Here is a 13,784-nt window from a genome sequence, read left to right as displayed (position 1 = left end):
TCATGCTGCTGCAGTGGGACGGCCTCACCGACCGCGATCGCTTCAACCAGTGGTACCTGGACCAGCGGGACGAGTTCTCCGACCTGGCCCGGGACGCCGCCTGGAGCCGTCTCTTCGAGGTGCTGGGAGACCGGCCGGAGTGGGTCAACCTGCCCCGGCCGGGGAACCGCAGCGGCTTCTCCCCGCTGCACCAGGCGGCCTGGCACGGCGCGGACTTCGCCGTGGTGTCCCGGCTGATCGCACACGGCGCCTGGCGTACCCAGCGCACCCGGGACGGCCGCCGCCCCGTCGACATCGCGAGGGAGCAGGGGCACACCCACCTGCTGGACCTCCTCGAACCGGTCACGGTGCGGCCCCTGCCGTCCCCGCCGGACGCCCTGGAGCACCAAGTCCACACCCTGATGCGGGAGTCGACCGGCCGGTGCTTCGAGGAGATCGAACACCTGCTGCCACCACTCGCGCCCCTCACCGAGGGGCCCGCCGTGAAAGTCGTCTTCACGGTGGTCGGCATGATGGGCGGCTTCCGGTACCACCTGGAGCGGGACTGGGTGCATGTGCACGCGAGTTCGCGGATGGACGCCGACGACGGGGACCACTACAAGGTGACCCCGACGGGCTGGACCGCGATCAAGTAGGCGCGCACCCGCCCCCGTCGCCGCTTCGGAGAGGACCTCTCGCATGCCCGAGCTCCATCCCGCCGGTATCGAGCCGTACGCGCACGGCCTGCTCGACGTCGGCGACGGCAACCGCGTGTACTGGGAGGTCTGTGGCAATCCCGCGGGTAGGCCCGCCCTCGTGCTGCACGGCGGTCCGGGGTCCGGAGCGGGGCCGTTCTGGCGCCGGCTGTTCGACCCGGCGGCGTACCGCATCGTGCTCCTCGACCAGCGCGGATGCGGGCGGAGTACGCCCGACGCCGCCGATCCGCGGACCTCGCTCGCCGCCAACACCACGCAGCATCTCATCGCCGACGCGGAGCGGTTGCGACGGCACCTCGGCATCGAGGAGTGGCTGGTCCTCGGCGGCTCCTGGGGCGTGACCCTCGCGCTGGCCTACGCCGAGCAGCACCCCGGTTCCGTGTCCGAGCTGGTCCTGTTCAGCGTCACCACCACCACGCGGCGCGAGGTGGAGTGGGTCACCCGGGACATGGGGCGGATCTTTCCCGGGGAGTGGGCCCGCTTCCGGGACGCGGTACCGGAGTCCGAGCGCGACGGGAGCCTGGTGGACGCCTATGCCCGGATGCTCGCCGACCCCGATCCGGCCGTACGGGAACGGGCCGCGCGGGAGTGGTGCCGGTGGGAGGACGTGCACGTCTCCACCCAGCCCGGGCACCGGCCCGACCCCCGCTACGACGACCCGCTCTTCCGGATGCGCTTCGCCCGCCTCGTCACGCACTACTGGCGGCACGCCGCCTTCCTGGACGACGGGGCGCTGCTGCGCGACGCCGGGAGGCTGGCCGGCATCCCGGGCGTGATGATCCACGGCCGGATGGACATCAGCTCGCCCGTGGACATCGCGTGGCGGCTGGCCCAGGTGTGGCCGGACGCGGAGCTCGTGCTGATCGGCGACGAGGGGCACGGGCTGTCGGGGACCTCCACGACGGCGGCGGTGCTGGCGGCCACGGACCGGTTCCGGGGGGCGTGACGGACGAACGTGACGGGCCAAAGGGCACGGGCGCGTCGGGGCCGGTTGCCGTCCCCGTCAGCCGCCACCCACGGCCCTTCCCGCCCCGCACGTCCCCAAGCTGCACCACCTCCGCCGCCCGCTCTCGTCGAGGAACAGCCAGCCGCAGTCGCGGCCGGGGCAGCTGCGGACGGTGAAGCGGCGGGGGTCGGTGAGCAGTTCGCCCGCCGGTCGGGCCACCGCGTGGAGCGGCAGCCGCAGGCCTGCCGAGGGGGACGGCCGCCAGCGGGCCAGGCCGTCCTCTCCCCGGGTGAGAACCGAGCCCCTCGCGGCCTCCTCCACCACCCCGGCGACCGCCTTGAAGGCCCGGCCGTCCTGCGGGTCGGTCAGGCAGGCGTACAGGTCCGTACGGAACCGCCTGGCCTCGTCGAGAGCGGCGGCGGCCTCGTCCGGCCGGTGCAGGGCCTGTTCCCGCAGCCGGCCGGTCTGCCGCTCCTCGATCAGGTCGACGTGCCCGGCCCACACGGCGAGCGTGGCGTAGCCGGGCAGCCACTCCGACCCGGGCAGCCGGTCCCCGCCCCACCCGGCGTAGGTGTTGCAGAACTCCAGCGCCGGGTGCCCGCTCGTGGTCCAGGGCAGCCACTGGTCGTCGACCCGTACCGCGTAGACGGGCCCGGGCGGCCGGTCCAGCCGGGGGTCGCCGCTCAGCATCCGCTCGTGCAGGGCGTGCAGTTCACGTCCCGGCTCGATCCCGAGCTCGTCCGTGAGGACCGCGCGCGTGCGGCCGTACAACCGGAGCGCTTCGGCCCGGCGGCCCGTGCGGTGCAGGGCGGTCATCTGGGCGGCGACCAGCCGTTCGCGGGTCGGGTGCTCCTGGAGCAGCGGTGTCAGGTCCGCCAGGACCCGCTCGTGCAGGCCCATGTCGAGCTGGGCCCGGGCCCGTTGTTCCACCGCGGACAGCCGCAGTTCGGCGAGCCGGCCGCCCAGGCGTGCCCGCAGCCGGTCGTCGGCGACGTCCGCGAGCAGCGGGCCGCGCCAGAGCGCGAGGGCACGGTCGTAGTGGCCGATCCGCTCCACCGGGTCACGCGCGTCGGCCGCCTGCCCGACGAGCCCGGTGAACTCCTGCGCGTCGATCCGGTGCGGGCCCCGTTCCACGGCGTAGCCGTCGTGCCGGGTCTCGACGGACACCCCGTAGGGCCGGAGCGCGGCCCGGAGCCGGCCGACGTAGGTGTGGACGGTGGCGCGGGCCGAGGCCGGCGGGTCGTCGTCCCACAGGAGGTCGATGAGGCGGCCGGTCGGGACGGCGTGGCCCGCGTGCAGCAGCAGGACCGCCAGCAGACACCGCTCCTGGCGGCGGTTGCCGGGCAGCACGGGCCGCCCCTCGTGACGGGCGGTGAACGGACCGAGCAGCTGGAAATCCATGGCTGCCCGGCAGCGTAGCCGTGCGGCCGTGGCCCCGGCCTGGCGTGGTGAGGCTTTGGTCAGAAGCGGTGGGGAGACTTCGGCGCACCTTTCTTCCGCCCTTCCTCCCAGGGAGAACCATGCGCCCAACCCTGCTCGCCCCCTTGGCACTTGCGGCCGCGCTCCTCGGCACGCAGCCCGCCTCCGCCGCGAACACGCCCGGCACGCAGCCCGTCTCCACCGCGAACACGCCCCGCACACAGCCCGCCTCCGCCGCGGCTCAGCCGACCGCGCCCGGCTGGGAGCCCGCGCCCTCCGCACCGTGGGACGTCGGCGCCGGCATGCGGTGCGACTTCCCCGTCCACGGCGAGCCCGTCGTCGACGAGGTGGAGCAGCGGGTGCTGAGCACCCACCCCGACGGTTCGGTACGGCGGGTGGCGTACCGGGGCGATCTCGTCGTACGCGTCACGAACACCGCGACCGGCGCTTCCCACGACGCCGACGTGAGCGGCTCGGCCGTCGTCGAACACCGGCGCGACGGCTCGCAGTTCTGGGCGGTGCGGGGGCCGGTGCTGGTCGGCGTCGGGGAGGGCCGGGGCAGTCTGCCGCGCGGTCTGTACGTCGTCGACGGCGTCTTCACGATGGACATCGCCGCCGACGGGTTCAAGGACGTGCGCCTCGTCCACGGGACGACCGACGACCTGTGCGCCCGCATCGACTGACCGGTGCCACGACCGGCCGTGCGGTTGCTCCGCGCGTGAACAACACCGCAACTACCGCCGGGTACTGGGGAGATCACGTCCAGGACCCTGTCGCTGCCGCTGTCCTTCCTCGGCGGCGGCACGTACACGGCGACGGTCTACGCCGACGGCACCCCGGCCGCGAACCCGTACCGGACCCCGGTCGTGGTCGGCACCCGGACCGTCACCCGCGACGACACCCTCGACGTGGCGATGGCCCCGGCGGGCGGCCAGGCGGTCGTGCCGAGGCCGAGCTGACGGATCGGTCAGCCGATCTCCACCACCCTGGCCCACTCCGGGGGTGAGTCCGGGACGTACTCCGGGTCGGACTCGTCGAAGGCGTGGTTCTCGTAGTGGCGGGGGAACAGGCCCACCACCGTGCGGCAGGGGGGTCTCGTGCCCGGCCAGGGGGTCTGGCCGTCGGTGAGGGCGACGATGACGTCGGGAGCCGGGCGGGTGCGCAGGGCTCGGGTGAAACCGGCGCGCAGGTCCGTGCCGCCGCCGCCCGTGAGCGCGATGCCCTCGGCGCGGCACAGGCGGCGGGCGACCCCGGCCGAGGCGTCGCAGGGGACGACGCTGACCAGGTCGCGGCGTCCGCCCACGGCCCGGGCGATCGCGGCGACCTCCAGGAGCGCGCTGCCCAGTTCGGCGTCGCTGACCGAGCCGGAGGTGTCGATGACGACGGACACGCGGGGAGGGCGGCGGCGCAGGCTCGGCAGGACCGTGCCGGGCAGCGCGGTGGAGCGCCGGGCCGGCCGGCCGTAGGTGTAGTCCTCGCCCGCGCCGGGCCCGGACGCCGCCGAGCGGACCGCCGCGCCCAGCAGCTCCCGCCAGGGCTGGGGCGGGTGGAAGGCCTCCTCGGCCCAGCGCCGCCAGCCCTGCGGGGCGTGCCCGGGGCGGCCCGTGATGCCCTGCGCGACCCGGAAGCGGACCGCGTCCCGCTCCCGCTCGCTGAGGCCGTGCGCGCCGTCCGGGCCCAGTTCCCACTCCCGGTCCAGGCCGTCGGCGCCGCTGCCGCAGTCCAGCCAGGCCAGGTCCTGCGCACGCGGGCCCAGGCTGAACTGCCGCAGGTACTCCTCCATCAGCTCGCCCTCGCGCAGACCGAGATCACCCGGTTCCACGACTCCCGCCGGGCGGGCCAGGCCGTCGCCGTAGACGTCGTCGTTGATCTCGAAGTCGGCGGCGATGTTCATCCGCAGGCGCTCCGCCGGGCCGTGCAGGCCCCGCTCCTTCGCGACCCTGTCGCTGCGTCCGTGGTGGTCGCGCAGGAGGTGCGACACCTCGTGCACCCACACGCCCGCCAGTTCCTCGACGGGCGTGCGGTCCACGAACCCCGGCGAGACGTAGCAGCGCCAGTACCGGTCGACGCCCATCGTCGGCACGCGCCGCGACTCGACGACATGCAGGGCGAAGAGGGCCGTCGCGAGGTAGGGACGGACGCGGGCGGCGTGCAGCCGGGCAGTGAAGAGCTTGTCCCGGTCGAGGGGTTTGGGGGCGGTCCCGGGGGCGGCGGTGGTGTCGGGGGCGTTCGTCGTCATCGGCCCGCCTTCGCAGCTGCCGCCGCGGCGACCGCCGCCGTGGTCCGGTCCGCGCGCCGGGACAACGACACCACTCCCGCCAGGCGCTCGATCGACGCGGGGACGTCCCAGTCGTCGCGGCGCAGGGCGGCGAGGGTGGTCGCGGGGACGACCACCACGTCCGGGGGGCCGGTCTCCAGGGCGTTGACCAGGAGCGTCCAGGCCGCGTCCCAGCGGGCCCGCTCGGGACGGTTGCGGACCGCGACCACGACCCCGTCCAGCGCGGCCTGCCGCAGGTCCCCCCGCGCGGGCAGCACCGCACCGGTCGGGTCGGCCAGCAGCGTCTCGGGGTCCGGGAGGTCCATCCGGTCCAGGCTCGCCAGCAGTTCGAGACCGGGCCCGTCCCCGACCGTGCCCCGCACCAGCAGGGAGAGGACGTCACGGGAGGAGCCGGCCGCGGTCGCGAAGGCGATCAGGTGCAGCGTCATCTCCCAGCTGCGCGGGGACGGCCAGGGCCCGCCCCGGCGCACCTCGCCGCTGGGCAGCCGGTGCGCGAGCGCGGGACGTGCGCCGAGCAGCCCGCACACGGCACGGCGGGCGAAGTCCACGGCCTCCGGCAACTTCCGCGGGTCGAGCCGGGGCAGGGTCGCCCGGGGCCAGACCCCGCCGAGGCCGCGCACGACGACGTCGGTGTCGTGCGTCCACTGCAGGTGGACGAACCGGTTGGCGAGTGGCGGGCTCAGCTCCCAGCCGTCGGCGGCCGAGGAGCGCGGGTTGGCGGCGGCCACGATCCGCACACCCGGCGGCAGCCGCAGCGCCCCGATCCGCCGCTCCAGCACGAGCCGGAGCAGGGCGGCCTGCACGGCGGGCGGCGCGGTGGACAGTTCGTCGAGGAACAGCAGTCCCCGCCCGGCCCGCACCAGGCGTACGGCCCAGTCCGGCGGGGCCATCGGCACGCCCTGCTCGGCGGGGTCGTCGCCGACGATGGGCAGCCCGGAGAAGTCGGACGGCTCGTGCACGCTCGCGATCACCGTGGTCAGCGGCAGGTCCAGGGCGGTGGCGAGCTGGGTCAGGGCGGCGGTCTTGCCGATGCCGGGCTCGCCCCACAGCAGCACGGGCAGGTCGGCGGCCACGGCCAGGGTGAGGGCCTCCAGTTGGATGTCGGGGCGCGGTTCGGTGGTGGTGTCCCGCAGCAGGGCCAGCAGGTCTCCGGCCACGTCGAGCTGGGTGGCGGTGTCGGGCAGGGGCGAGATGTGTGTGCGCATGGGTGATCACCTGTTGCCGGTGGTGAGCCGTCTCGGTGGGACGAAGAAGGAAGAAGAAGGAAGAAGCGGGGAGCCGGCCCGGTCGGGTCGGGTCGGGTCACATGTGGCGTGGGTGCGGGCCGTCGCCGCGGGAGCGGCGGCGGTCCCAGGGGCGCAGGCTGCCGGGCGCGGGTCCTTCCAGGCCCGCCCGGTACAGCCCGTGGGCGATGCGGCGCCGCGCCGCCGTCTCCAGCGCGTCCCGCAGCGGGCCGTCACGCAGCACCGCCTCGGGACCCAGCAGGGTCTCCACGGCGGCGAGCGCACCGGCGACGTCGCCGTGCTGGAGGCGTTCGCGGACGCCGGGGAGGCAGTCGGGCCGGCGGTGTGCCTCGTCGACGGCCCGCAGGCAGGGCAGCGGCGGCCCGCCGAAGGCGGCGAGCAGTTCCTCCCGGCGGACCTCGGCCGGATCGTGGTCGAGGGCGGCCAGGACGCCGTCGACCAGGCCGATCCGGTGCCGGGCGCCACGGCACTCCACCACCCGCGGGTCGTCCGCCCGTTCCGGCGTCCCGGCGGTGCCGGGACGCTCGGCCCCCAACGCCGAGGCGACCAGCGGATGCAGGCGTCCGGCGTCGATCGCCCCGGCCCGGAGCAGTTCCAGGTCGGGCAGCACCCAGGTCGCCGCGTCGGGCAGCACGGGGAGGGAGGGGCCGCGGGAGGGCGCGTACGACAGGGCGGCGCCACGGCCGTCGCCCGGCACGTCCAGGACCATCCGGTTCCGGGCCCCGAGCCGTACGCAGACCCGGCCGCGCGGCCGCCCCTCGGCCCGCAGCAGGAGCTCCGCCTCGGCCGCCCACCGGTCCACGGCACACCGGTGCCCGGGCGGCAGCAACCCGCCGGGATCGGGGGCCGGGCCGCCGTCACCGGAGCGCGCCCGCAGCTCACCGGCCCGGCGCGCGTCCCACAGGTGGGGATGCAGGTCGAACCGGAAGCGCCTGCTGGGGCGGGGGTGCGGATGGCCCCGGCCGGTCTCCCGCGTGCGGGACGCGTCCCACAGGGCGAGGCTGATCCGCTGCCCGGCGTCCGCCCAGGCCGGCGGCGTCCGCACCACGAGGTGCGGCGCTCCGGCGCCCGGGGTGCCGTACCGGGCGAGGGCGATGGTCAGGCCCGGCCGCAGCAGCCCGTCGGGGGCGATCCTCGGCATGTGCCAGCGCAGCAGGTCGGGGGCGAGGTGGCGGAGGTCGGACCGCAGCCGGGCGGCGACGTCCCGGCCGTATCGCCTTGCCACCAAGCGGGGTTGGAGGTCGACGTCGATGTTCGCGGCGGCGCAGGCACCGGCCCAGTCACCGGCACGGCGGCGCGCGGTCGCGGTCTCGATCATGGAGGGCGGCACGGCGAACTCGCGCACGCGCGGCCAGAAGGAAAGCGGGGATTCCCCGTTCGCGAGGTCGGTGGGCATCAGCACTCACCTTGCGCGGACGGGTCCCCCAATCTGTTCAGGCTGTGAGTCGTCATCGCGTCGGATGCTAACGGCGCCGACTCCCGTGCGCAGCCGAATATTTCGCGCCTCACACGATGTGCGACTCGGGCCGGGTCCCGGCGCCGGTGCGGAAGCGGTCGGCGGCCAGCGGGCCGACGTCGACGCGGGGTGTGCGCTCCAGGCAGAGGTCGCGGACGATCTCGCCGACCGCCGGGGCCTGGAGGAAGCCGTGGCCCGAGAAGCCGGTGGCGTAGAGGAAGTTGACGACCTCGGTGGAGCGGCCGATGAGCGCGTTGTGGTCGGGGGTGACTTCGTAGAGCCCGGCCCAGCCGCCCGCCGTGGCCATGCCGGCGAGGGCGGGGGCGCGGTGGCGTACGACGTCGCGGAACAGCTCCAGCCACTCGGGGGTCCAGGTGGTGTCGAAGCCGTCGGGCTGGGCGGGGTCGGCGAGGCCGAACAGCAGGCCGTCGTCGCTGTTGTGGAAGTAGGCCGAGGAGGAGAAGTCGATGGTGAAGGGGATGCGCGGGGCGGGTGATGCGAGGGGGGTGGTGAAGGCCAGTTGACGGCGCACGGGCCGCACGGGGAGCGGGACGCCGGCCAGGTCGCCGATGTGGGCCGACCAGGCGCCGGCGGCGCAGACGACGGTGGCGCAGTCGATGCGTCCGCGGTCGGTGCGGACGGCCGTGATCCGGTCGCCGGCGGTGTCGAATCCGGTGACGGTGGTGTGGGTGGCGAGGACGGTCCCGGCCCGGGCCGCCGCCCGCGCGTAGCCCTGGACGACGAGTGCGGGCCGGGCGTGCCCGTCGGCGGGCGAGTGGGCGGCGGCGACCAGTCCGTCGGTGCTGACGTAGGGGCACAGGCGGCGGGCCTCCCCGGGGGTGATCATGCGGCTGGGGACGCCGAGGGAGTTCTGCAGCCGGACGCCGTCCTCGAAGTCCGCGGCCTGCTGTTCGGTGGTGAGCAGGAAGAGGTAGCCGACGGTGTCGAGCCGGATGTCGGCGCCGGGGCGTTCGGGGAAGTCGCGGAAGGCGCGCAGGCTCCTGCTGCCCAGTTCGATGTTGAGCGGGTCGGAGAAGTGGGCCCGTACGCCGCCGATCGGTTTGCCGGAGCTCCCCCGGCCCAGCTCGCCGCGTTCCACGACGACGATGTTCCGCACTCCGGCCTCGGCCAGGTGGAAGGCGACGGCGGTGCCCATCACGCCACCGCCGATGATCACGACGTCGGCGGTGCGGGGGACGGTGGGGAAGACGGGGGAGGAGGTCAACGGGCCATCCCTTCCGGGGTTCTGCACGTCGGAACGCCATCGTGCGCCGCCGCGGCCCCCGGCGTCGAGGACCGGGCGGTGTCCGTCCACCCTCCGGCGACTTTGCCATCTCTTTACAACCCGCCCCGGTGCCGCCTCGTCTCTCCGCACGAACTGTCACCCAGCCCGCCGACCGTCGGGCGGACCGACGAAGGAGTGCGATTCCATGCGCCGAACTGTCCTGAGCGTCCTGGCCCTCGCGGGCACCGCCGTCCTGATGGGCACCGGTCCCGCGTTCGCGGACGGGCCGGCGACCCCGAGCCCGGTCCCCTCGGACGCCGCGCCCTCCACCCGGCCGGCGGAGAGCGCGGAGCCGACCCGGGCACCCGAGCCGGCCCGCAAGACGCCCACCGCGGAGCCGACCCGGGCACCGGCCGACGGACAGGTCTCCGTGCGGCCGAGCGGAGCGCCCGACACCGGTTTGGCGGCGACCGGCGCCTACGGGACCGGCGGTACGGCGATCGGCGCGGGCGCCGCCGCGGTGCTCGCCCTGGGCGGCGGCACGGTCTTCGTCGTGCGCCGCCGCCGGGCGACCGGCGCATGAGCCCGTTCTCCAGGCGCGCGTTCACGGCCGGGGCGCTGGCGTCCCTGCTGACGGCGTGCACAAGCCAGGGGAGCGGCGCGCCCCGGCCGGCGGACACCGCCCGGCCGGTCCCGGCGAAGAGGGCCCGCCCCCTGGCCCGTTCGGTCCCGGTCCGGCTGCTGATCCCGGCCATCGGCGTCGACACCCCGGTCATCCGGCTGGGCCTGGCGGCCGACGGCACGGTGCAGGTGCCGCCGGTCACGGCCCACGACCGGGCGGGCTGGTACCGGCACTCGCCGACGCCCGGCGCGAAGGGCCCGTCGGTGATCCTCGGCCATGTCACGGTCGGCCCGTACGGCGACGGCGTCTTCCGCCGGCTCGCCCGGCTGCACCGGGGCGACCGGATCGTGGCGCGCCTGGAGAACGGCACCGCGGCGGAGTTCGCCGTCACGGCGGTGCGGACCGTCCCGAAAACCGACTTCCCGGCCGACGACGTCTACGGGAACGTGGACCGCCCGGAGCTGCGGCTGATCACGTGCGGCGGAGCACGGACCGGCGACGGCTACGCGGACAACGTGATCGTGTTCGCGGCCCTGAGCGGTACGAAGTCCCCCACCTCTGGAGAGCGTTGAAACGGTCCCGCGAGAAGGCAGCGTCCGAGCTGTTCGCCGCCCTCTACCCGCGCCTCGCCGGCTGGTGCCGCCGGCTCGTCGACGACGACGGGACGGCCCACGAGATCGCCTCGGAGGCGTTCACCCGGCTCTGGGCCCGCTGGACGTCCGTGGAGGAACCACGCGGCTTCCTCTACGTCACCGCGGCCAACCTGGTCCGGGACCACTGGCGCAAGCTGGAGCGCGAGCGCCGGGCCATGCACCGCGTCACCTCGGAGGCCGCCGTGCGCCCCCACCCCGAACAGGCCGACCCGTCGGTGCGGCTGCTCGTGCAGTCGCTGCCGGAGCGACTGCGCGTCCCGATCCTCCTCCACTACTACGCTGACATGCCGATCCGGGAGGTGTCCGCGCTGACCGGGCGCAAGGAAGGAACCGTCAAGGCCGACCTGCACGCGGCCCGGGAACTGCTCCGCGTCCACCTGAGGAGAAGCCTTGACCACACGCCTTGACGACGACGGCCCGCAGTCCGGCCCCGACGACCCCCTCGCCGTGATCCTGCGCCCCTCCTCGCCCGACTACCTGGGCGCACCCCCCGGCCAGTACGAGACGATCCGCCGCCGGGCGACCCGCCGCCGCCTGCTGCGCACCGCGGCCGGGGCGGGCCTGTGCTGCGTGGCGGCCGTCCTCATCGCCGTCCCCCTGCGCCACACGGCACCCGAGCGCCCCACGACTCCGACGGTCCCGATGGCCCCGCCCGCCTCCAGGACGGAGCCGCCCACTCCCTCGACGCCCCCCACCCCCGAGCCGTCCCCGTCCGAGTCCCGCCCGTCGGCCCCGGGCACGCCCCGGCCCGGCACCGGCACCCCCCGCACATCCGCCCCGGGCACCCCCGTCACCGACGAGGCGACCGGCCGGGAGGCCGTGTCCCGCGCCCCGTCGGCCACACCCACCTCGGTGGAGCCCGTCCCGTCCAAGGCCCGCCCGAGCATGGACCGGAGGGCGGCGGACGGCAGCCGCTGACCGGCGCCGGAGGGGGGCGGACGGACACCGCCGACCGGCGCCGGAGGGCCCCGGGTCAGTCACCCGGCCGCTGCCTCCGCACCCGCTCCGCCACCTCGCCCTGCTCGGTCTCCCACCAGGGCCGGACCAATTCGGCGGTCCCGTCCGCGGCGGCGACCGGGGCGGCGGGGGCGAGTTCGGCGTCGAGACGCCGGTCCATCGCGGCCGTCCCGTCGCGCTCGGTCCGCGCCCACTGCGCGAGGACCGTCAGCAGGAAGGGGACCGCGACCAGTTCGGCGATGCCCAGCATGGCGCCGCCGCCGAGCCGCTGGTCGTGGTGGACGTCGGAGCCGGGCGGCGCGTGGTGCAGGTACCAGGCGCCCGCGATCAGGGTGCCGTGCGTCATGACCACCAGCCCCGGGAGCGCGTCGACGATCCCGTCCAGGAAGACCAGGGCCGCCCGGACCGGGTGGGTGCACCAGGCGGGCAGGGCCTGCTCGCGGGTGAGCACCGGCAGCACGAACAGGCAGCCGGCCGCCAGCAGATGGAGGTACATCAGCTCGTGCAGCCAGCCCACGCGCAGCGCGGTGGCGAAGTACGGCGTGAAGTAGACGGTCAGTTCGGTGGCCAGCACCAGGACCGTGCTGACGAGGGGGAACGTCAGCAGTCTGACGATCCGACCGGTCAGCGCCCGCCGTACCCGGGCCGCGCCGCTCTCCGGCAGCGCCTCCACCGCGAGCCGCAGCGGGTCGCCCAGGGCGAGACCCAGCGGCGCGAGCAGGTCGAGCCCGACGTTCTGCGCGGCGGCCGGCCAGAACAGTTCACGGTCGTAGACGGCCAGGCCGGACATCGTGGTCACGACGATCGCGCCGAGCCCAAGCAGCACGAAGGCGGCGAGGCGGGCAGGCGGCCAGGACCCGCCCTGCCGGCGCACCCGGACCACACCCCAGCCGTAGAGCCCGCCCAGCACGGCGACGAGCAGCAGGGCGGGGACGTCCCACTGCCACGATCCCAGCAGCCGTCCGGCGGTCGGTTCCGGCAGGTACACAGCCGACAGTTCGCTCACGAGCGGACGATAGCCGCCGAAGTCACGGGAGGCGGCGGCAGGGTGGGCGGGCGGGCGCCGGACAGCACCCGGAGCTGTTCATGCCTGTGCGGGCGGCCGGCTCGAACGGCCCCCGCTGCTCCTCCTGCGCCGGTGCCCCGCGCTGGTCGTTCGCCTCGGACGGGCGGCTCGTCGTGACGTTCGGCGGCGCCCGGTAGCCTGGCCGTATGGCACTGGCATGCAACGCCCTGCCTCACTGCTTCCTCTGACGCCGCGGTGAGGACGGCGACGTGAGTCGCTCACGTCGCCGTCCTCGGCGTACCCGCCCCCCGGCTGCCGGTTCACGGCGAGCCGGCCGACGGGCGCCGACGCCTCACCGTCCGCCGCCCGCGCGCGCATCACCGCCCCACCGCGGTGCGCCGCGTTCCGAGGAGCACCCTTGCCTTCCGACCGACTCCTGTCCGTCCTGACCTGCCCCCTGTGCCCGGCCGCCCTGCGTCGCACCGACGGCGCCCTGCGGTGCGCCGGCCGCCACACCTTCGACATCGCCCGCCACGGCTACGTCAGCCTCCTGACCGGCCACCGGCGGGCACCGAGCGCCGACTCCCCCGACATGGTCCGCAGCCGCGCCGCGTTCCTCGGCGCCGGGCACTACGACCCGCTCGCCCGCGCCCTCGCGGAACTCGCCACGGAACTGGCCCCGCCGGACGCCACCGTCCTGGACGCCGGGGCGGGCACCGGCCACTACCTCGCGGCCGTCCTGGACGCCCTCCCCGAAGCCCTGGGGCTGGGACTGGACAGCTCCGTGGCCGCCCTGCGCGCGGCGGCCCGCGCGCATGCCCGGGCGGAGGCCGCCGGCTGGGACGTGTGGCGGCCCTGGCCCGTGCGCACCGGCTGCGCCGACCTCGTCCTCAACGTCTTCGCGCCCCGCAACGGGCCCGAGTTCCACCGCGTCCTCGGCCCGGACGGCGCGCTGCTCGTCGTCACCCCCACCGCCCGGCATCTGCGCGAACTGCGCGCGTCCACGGGGCTGCCGGCCGTCGACCCGCTGAAGGAGGACCGCCTGTGCCGGACCCTGGGGGCGCACTTCCGGCGCGAGCGCGCCGAGCCGCTGGAGTACGCCATGAGCCTCACGGCCGGGGAGGTCGCCGCCCTGGTGGCCATGAGTCCGGCCGCGCGTCACGTCGACGCGGCGGAACTGCGCGGCCGGGTGGCGGAGATGGCGGTGCCGGTGCGGGTGACCGCCTCGTTCGTCGCGTCGGTGTACCGGCCGCGCCGGGAACCGCGGTAGGGCCCCGTCCTGG

Annotated in this window: 15 protein-coding genes; 9 read left to right on the top strand and 6 right to left on the bottom strand. The window is 75.6% G+C overall.

All coding sequences use genetic code 11. The features are described from left to right. The first annotated feature begins 2 nt into the window (after positions 1–2). Positions 3–635, top strand: a complete 633-nt coding sequence (locus tag ACZ7EG_RS12245; protein WP_471076025.1) for an ankyrin repeat domain-containing protein — start codon at positions 3–5, stop codon at positions 633–635. A gap of 43 nt (positions 636–678) precedes the next feature. Further along, on the top strand, positions 679–1,641 hold the full coding sequence (pip, locus tag ACZ7EG_RS12240; RefSeq protein ID WP_471076022.1) for a prolyl aminopeptidase: 963 nt from the start codon (positions 679–681) through the stop codon (positions 1,639–1,641). Between the two features lie 57 nt (positions 1,642–1,698). Here pip and ACZ7EG_RS12235 read toward each other — a convergent pair whose 3' ends face one another. Next, positions 1,699–3,042, bottom strand: a complete 1,344-nt coding sequence (locus ACZ7EG_RS12235) for a BTAD domain-containing putative transcriptional regulator (RefSeq protein WP_471076019.1) — start codon at positions 3,040–3,042, stop codon at positions 1,699–1,701. A gap of 119 nt (positions 3,043–3,161) precedes the next feature. On the opposite strand from ACZ7EG_RS12235, the gene ACZ7EG_RS12230 reads away from it, so the two are divergent. Continuing rightward, positions 3,162–3,743, top strand: coding sequence for a hypothetical protein (locus ACZ7EG_RS12230; protein ID WP_471076016.1), 582 nt, complete (start codon positions 3,162–3,164; stop codon positions 3,741–3,743). Positions 3,744–3,815: 72 nt separating this feature from the next. Next, positions 3,816–4,019: a glycoside hydrolase family 97 C-terminal domain-containing protein gene (locus tag ACZ7EG_RS12225; protein ID WP_471077060.1), complete on the top strand. Its 204-nt coding sequence runs from the start codon at positions 3,816–3,818 to the stop codon at positions 4,017–4,019. A gap of 8 nt (positions 4,020–4,027) precedes the next feature. Here the strand turns inward: ACZ7EG_RS12225 and ACZ7EG_RS12220 are convergent, their stop codons facing one another. The 4 genes from ACZ7EG_RS12220 to ACZ7EG_RS12205 form a co-directional block, all read right to left on the bottom strand. Then, entirely contained in the window at positions 4,028–5,299 is a 1,272-nt protein-coding gene (locus tag ACZ7EG_RS12220) for a vWA domain-containing protein (protein WP_471076013.1), read from the bottom strand. After that, positions 5,296–6,543 carry an AAA family ATPase gene (locus ACZ7EG_RS12215; RefSeq protein WP_471076010.1) on the bottom strand — a complete coding sequence of 416 codons (1,248 nt, stop codon included), beginning with the start codon at positions 6,541–6,543 and terminating at the stop codon, positions 5,296–5,298. Before ACZ7EG_RS12215 ends, ACZ7EG_RS12220 begins: the two co-directional genes overlap by 4 nt. Positions 6,544–6,640: 97 nt before the next feature. After that, positions 6,641–7,978, bottom strand: coding sequence for a hypothetical protein (locus ACZ7EG_RS12210; RefSeq protein WP_471076007.1), 1,338 nt, complete (start codon positions 7,976–7,978; stop codon positions 6,641–6,643). 109 nt (positions 7,979–8,087) lie between these two features. After that, complete coding sequence (locus ACZ7EG_RS12205) at positions 8,088–9,263, bottom strand: NAD(P)/FAD-dependent oxidoreductase (RefSeq protein WP_471076004.1); 1,176 nt, start codon at positions 9,261–9,263, stop codon at positions 8,088–8,090. A gap of 205 nt (positions 9,264–9,468) precedes the next feature. Between ACZ7EG_RS12205 and ACZ7EG_RS12200 the strand changes: the two genes are divergently transcribed. The 4 genes from ACZ7EG_RS12200 to ACZ7EG_RS12185 are packed head-to-tail and all read left to right on the top strand — an operon-like array spanning position 9,469 to position 11,456. Next, positions 9,469–9,846, top strand: a complete 378-nt coding sequence (locus ACZ7EG_RS12200; protein ID WP_471076001.1) for a sortase-dependent protein — start codon at positions 9,469–9,471, stop codon at positions 9,844–9,846. Beyond that, positions 9,843–10,457 carry a class F sortase gene (locus tag ACZ7EG_RS12195; RefSeq protein WP_471075998.1) on the top strand — a complete coding sequence of 205 codons (615 nt, stop codon included), beginning with the start codon at positions 9,843–9,845 and terminating at the stop codon, positions 10,455–10,457. Before ACZ7EG_RS12200 ends, ACZ7EG_RS12195 begins: the two co-directional genes overlap by 4 nt. Next, on the top strand, positions 10,454–10,945 hold the full coding sequence (locus tag ACZ7EG_RS12190) for an RNA polymerase sigma factor (RefSeq protein ID WP_031113208.1): 492 nt from the start codon (positions 10,454–10,456) through the stop codon (positions 10,943–10,945). Before ACZ7EG_RS12195 ends, ACZ7EG_RS12190 begins: the two co-directional genes overlap by 4 nt. Then, the gene (locus ACZ7EG_RS12185) at positions 10,929–11,456 is read left to right on the top strand and encodes a hypothetical protein (protein ID WP_471075994.1); all 528 of its coding nucleotides are present in this window, start codon (positions 10,929–10,931) and stop codon (positions 11,454–11,456) included. Before ACZ7EG_RS12190 ends, ACZ7EG_RS12185 begins: the two co-directional genes overlap by 17 nt. Before the next feature lie 55 nt (positions 11,457–11,511). Here the strand turns inward: ACZ7EG_RS12185 and ACZ7EG_RS12180 are convergent, their stop codons facing one another. After that, positions 11,512–12,492 (bottom strand): cytochrome c oxidase assembly protein, encoded by a 981-nt coding sequence (locus ACZ7EG_RS12180; protein ID WP_471077056.1) that lies wholly within the window; start codon positions 12,490–12,492, stop codon positions 11,512–11,514. A gap of 427 nt (positions 12,493–12,919) precedes the next feature. Here ACZ7EG_RS12180 and ACZ7EG_RS12175 point away from each other — a divergent pair, with 427 nt between their 5' ends. Beyond that, positions 12,920–13,771: a putative RNA methyltransferase gene (locus tag ACZ7EG_RS12175; protein WP_471075991.1), complete on the top strand. Its 852-nt coding sequence runs from the start codon at positions 12,920–12,922 to the stop codon at positions 13,769–13,771. Positions 13,772–13,784 lie beyond the last annotated feature (13 nt).

It is taken from the genome of Streptomyces sp. NPDC037100 (assembly GCF_055606225.1).
This window is presented reverse-complemented; position numbering and strand designations above follow the sequence as displayed.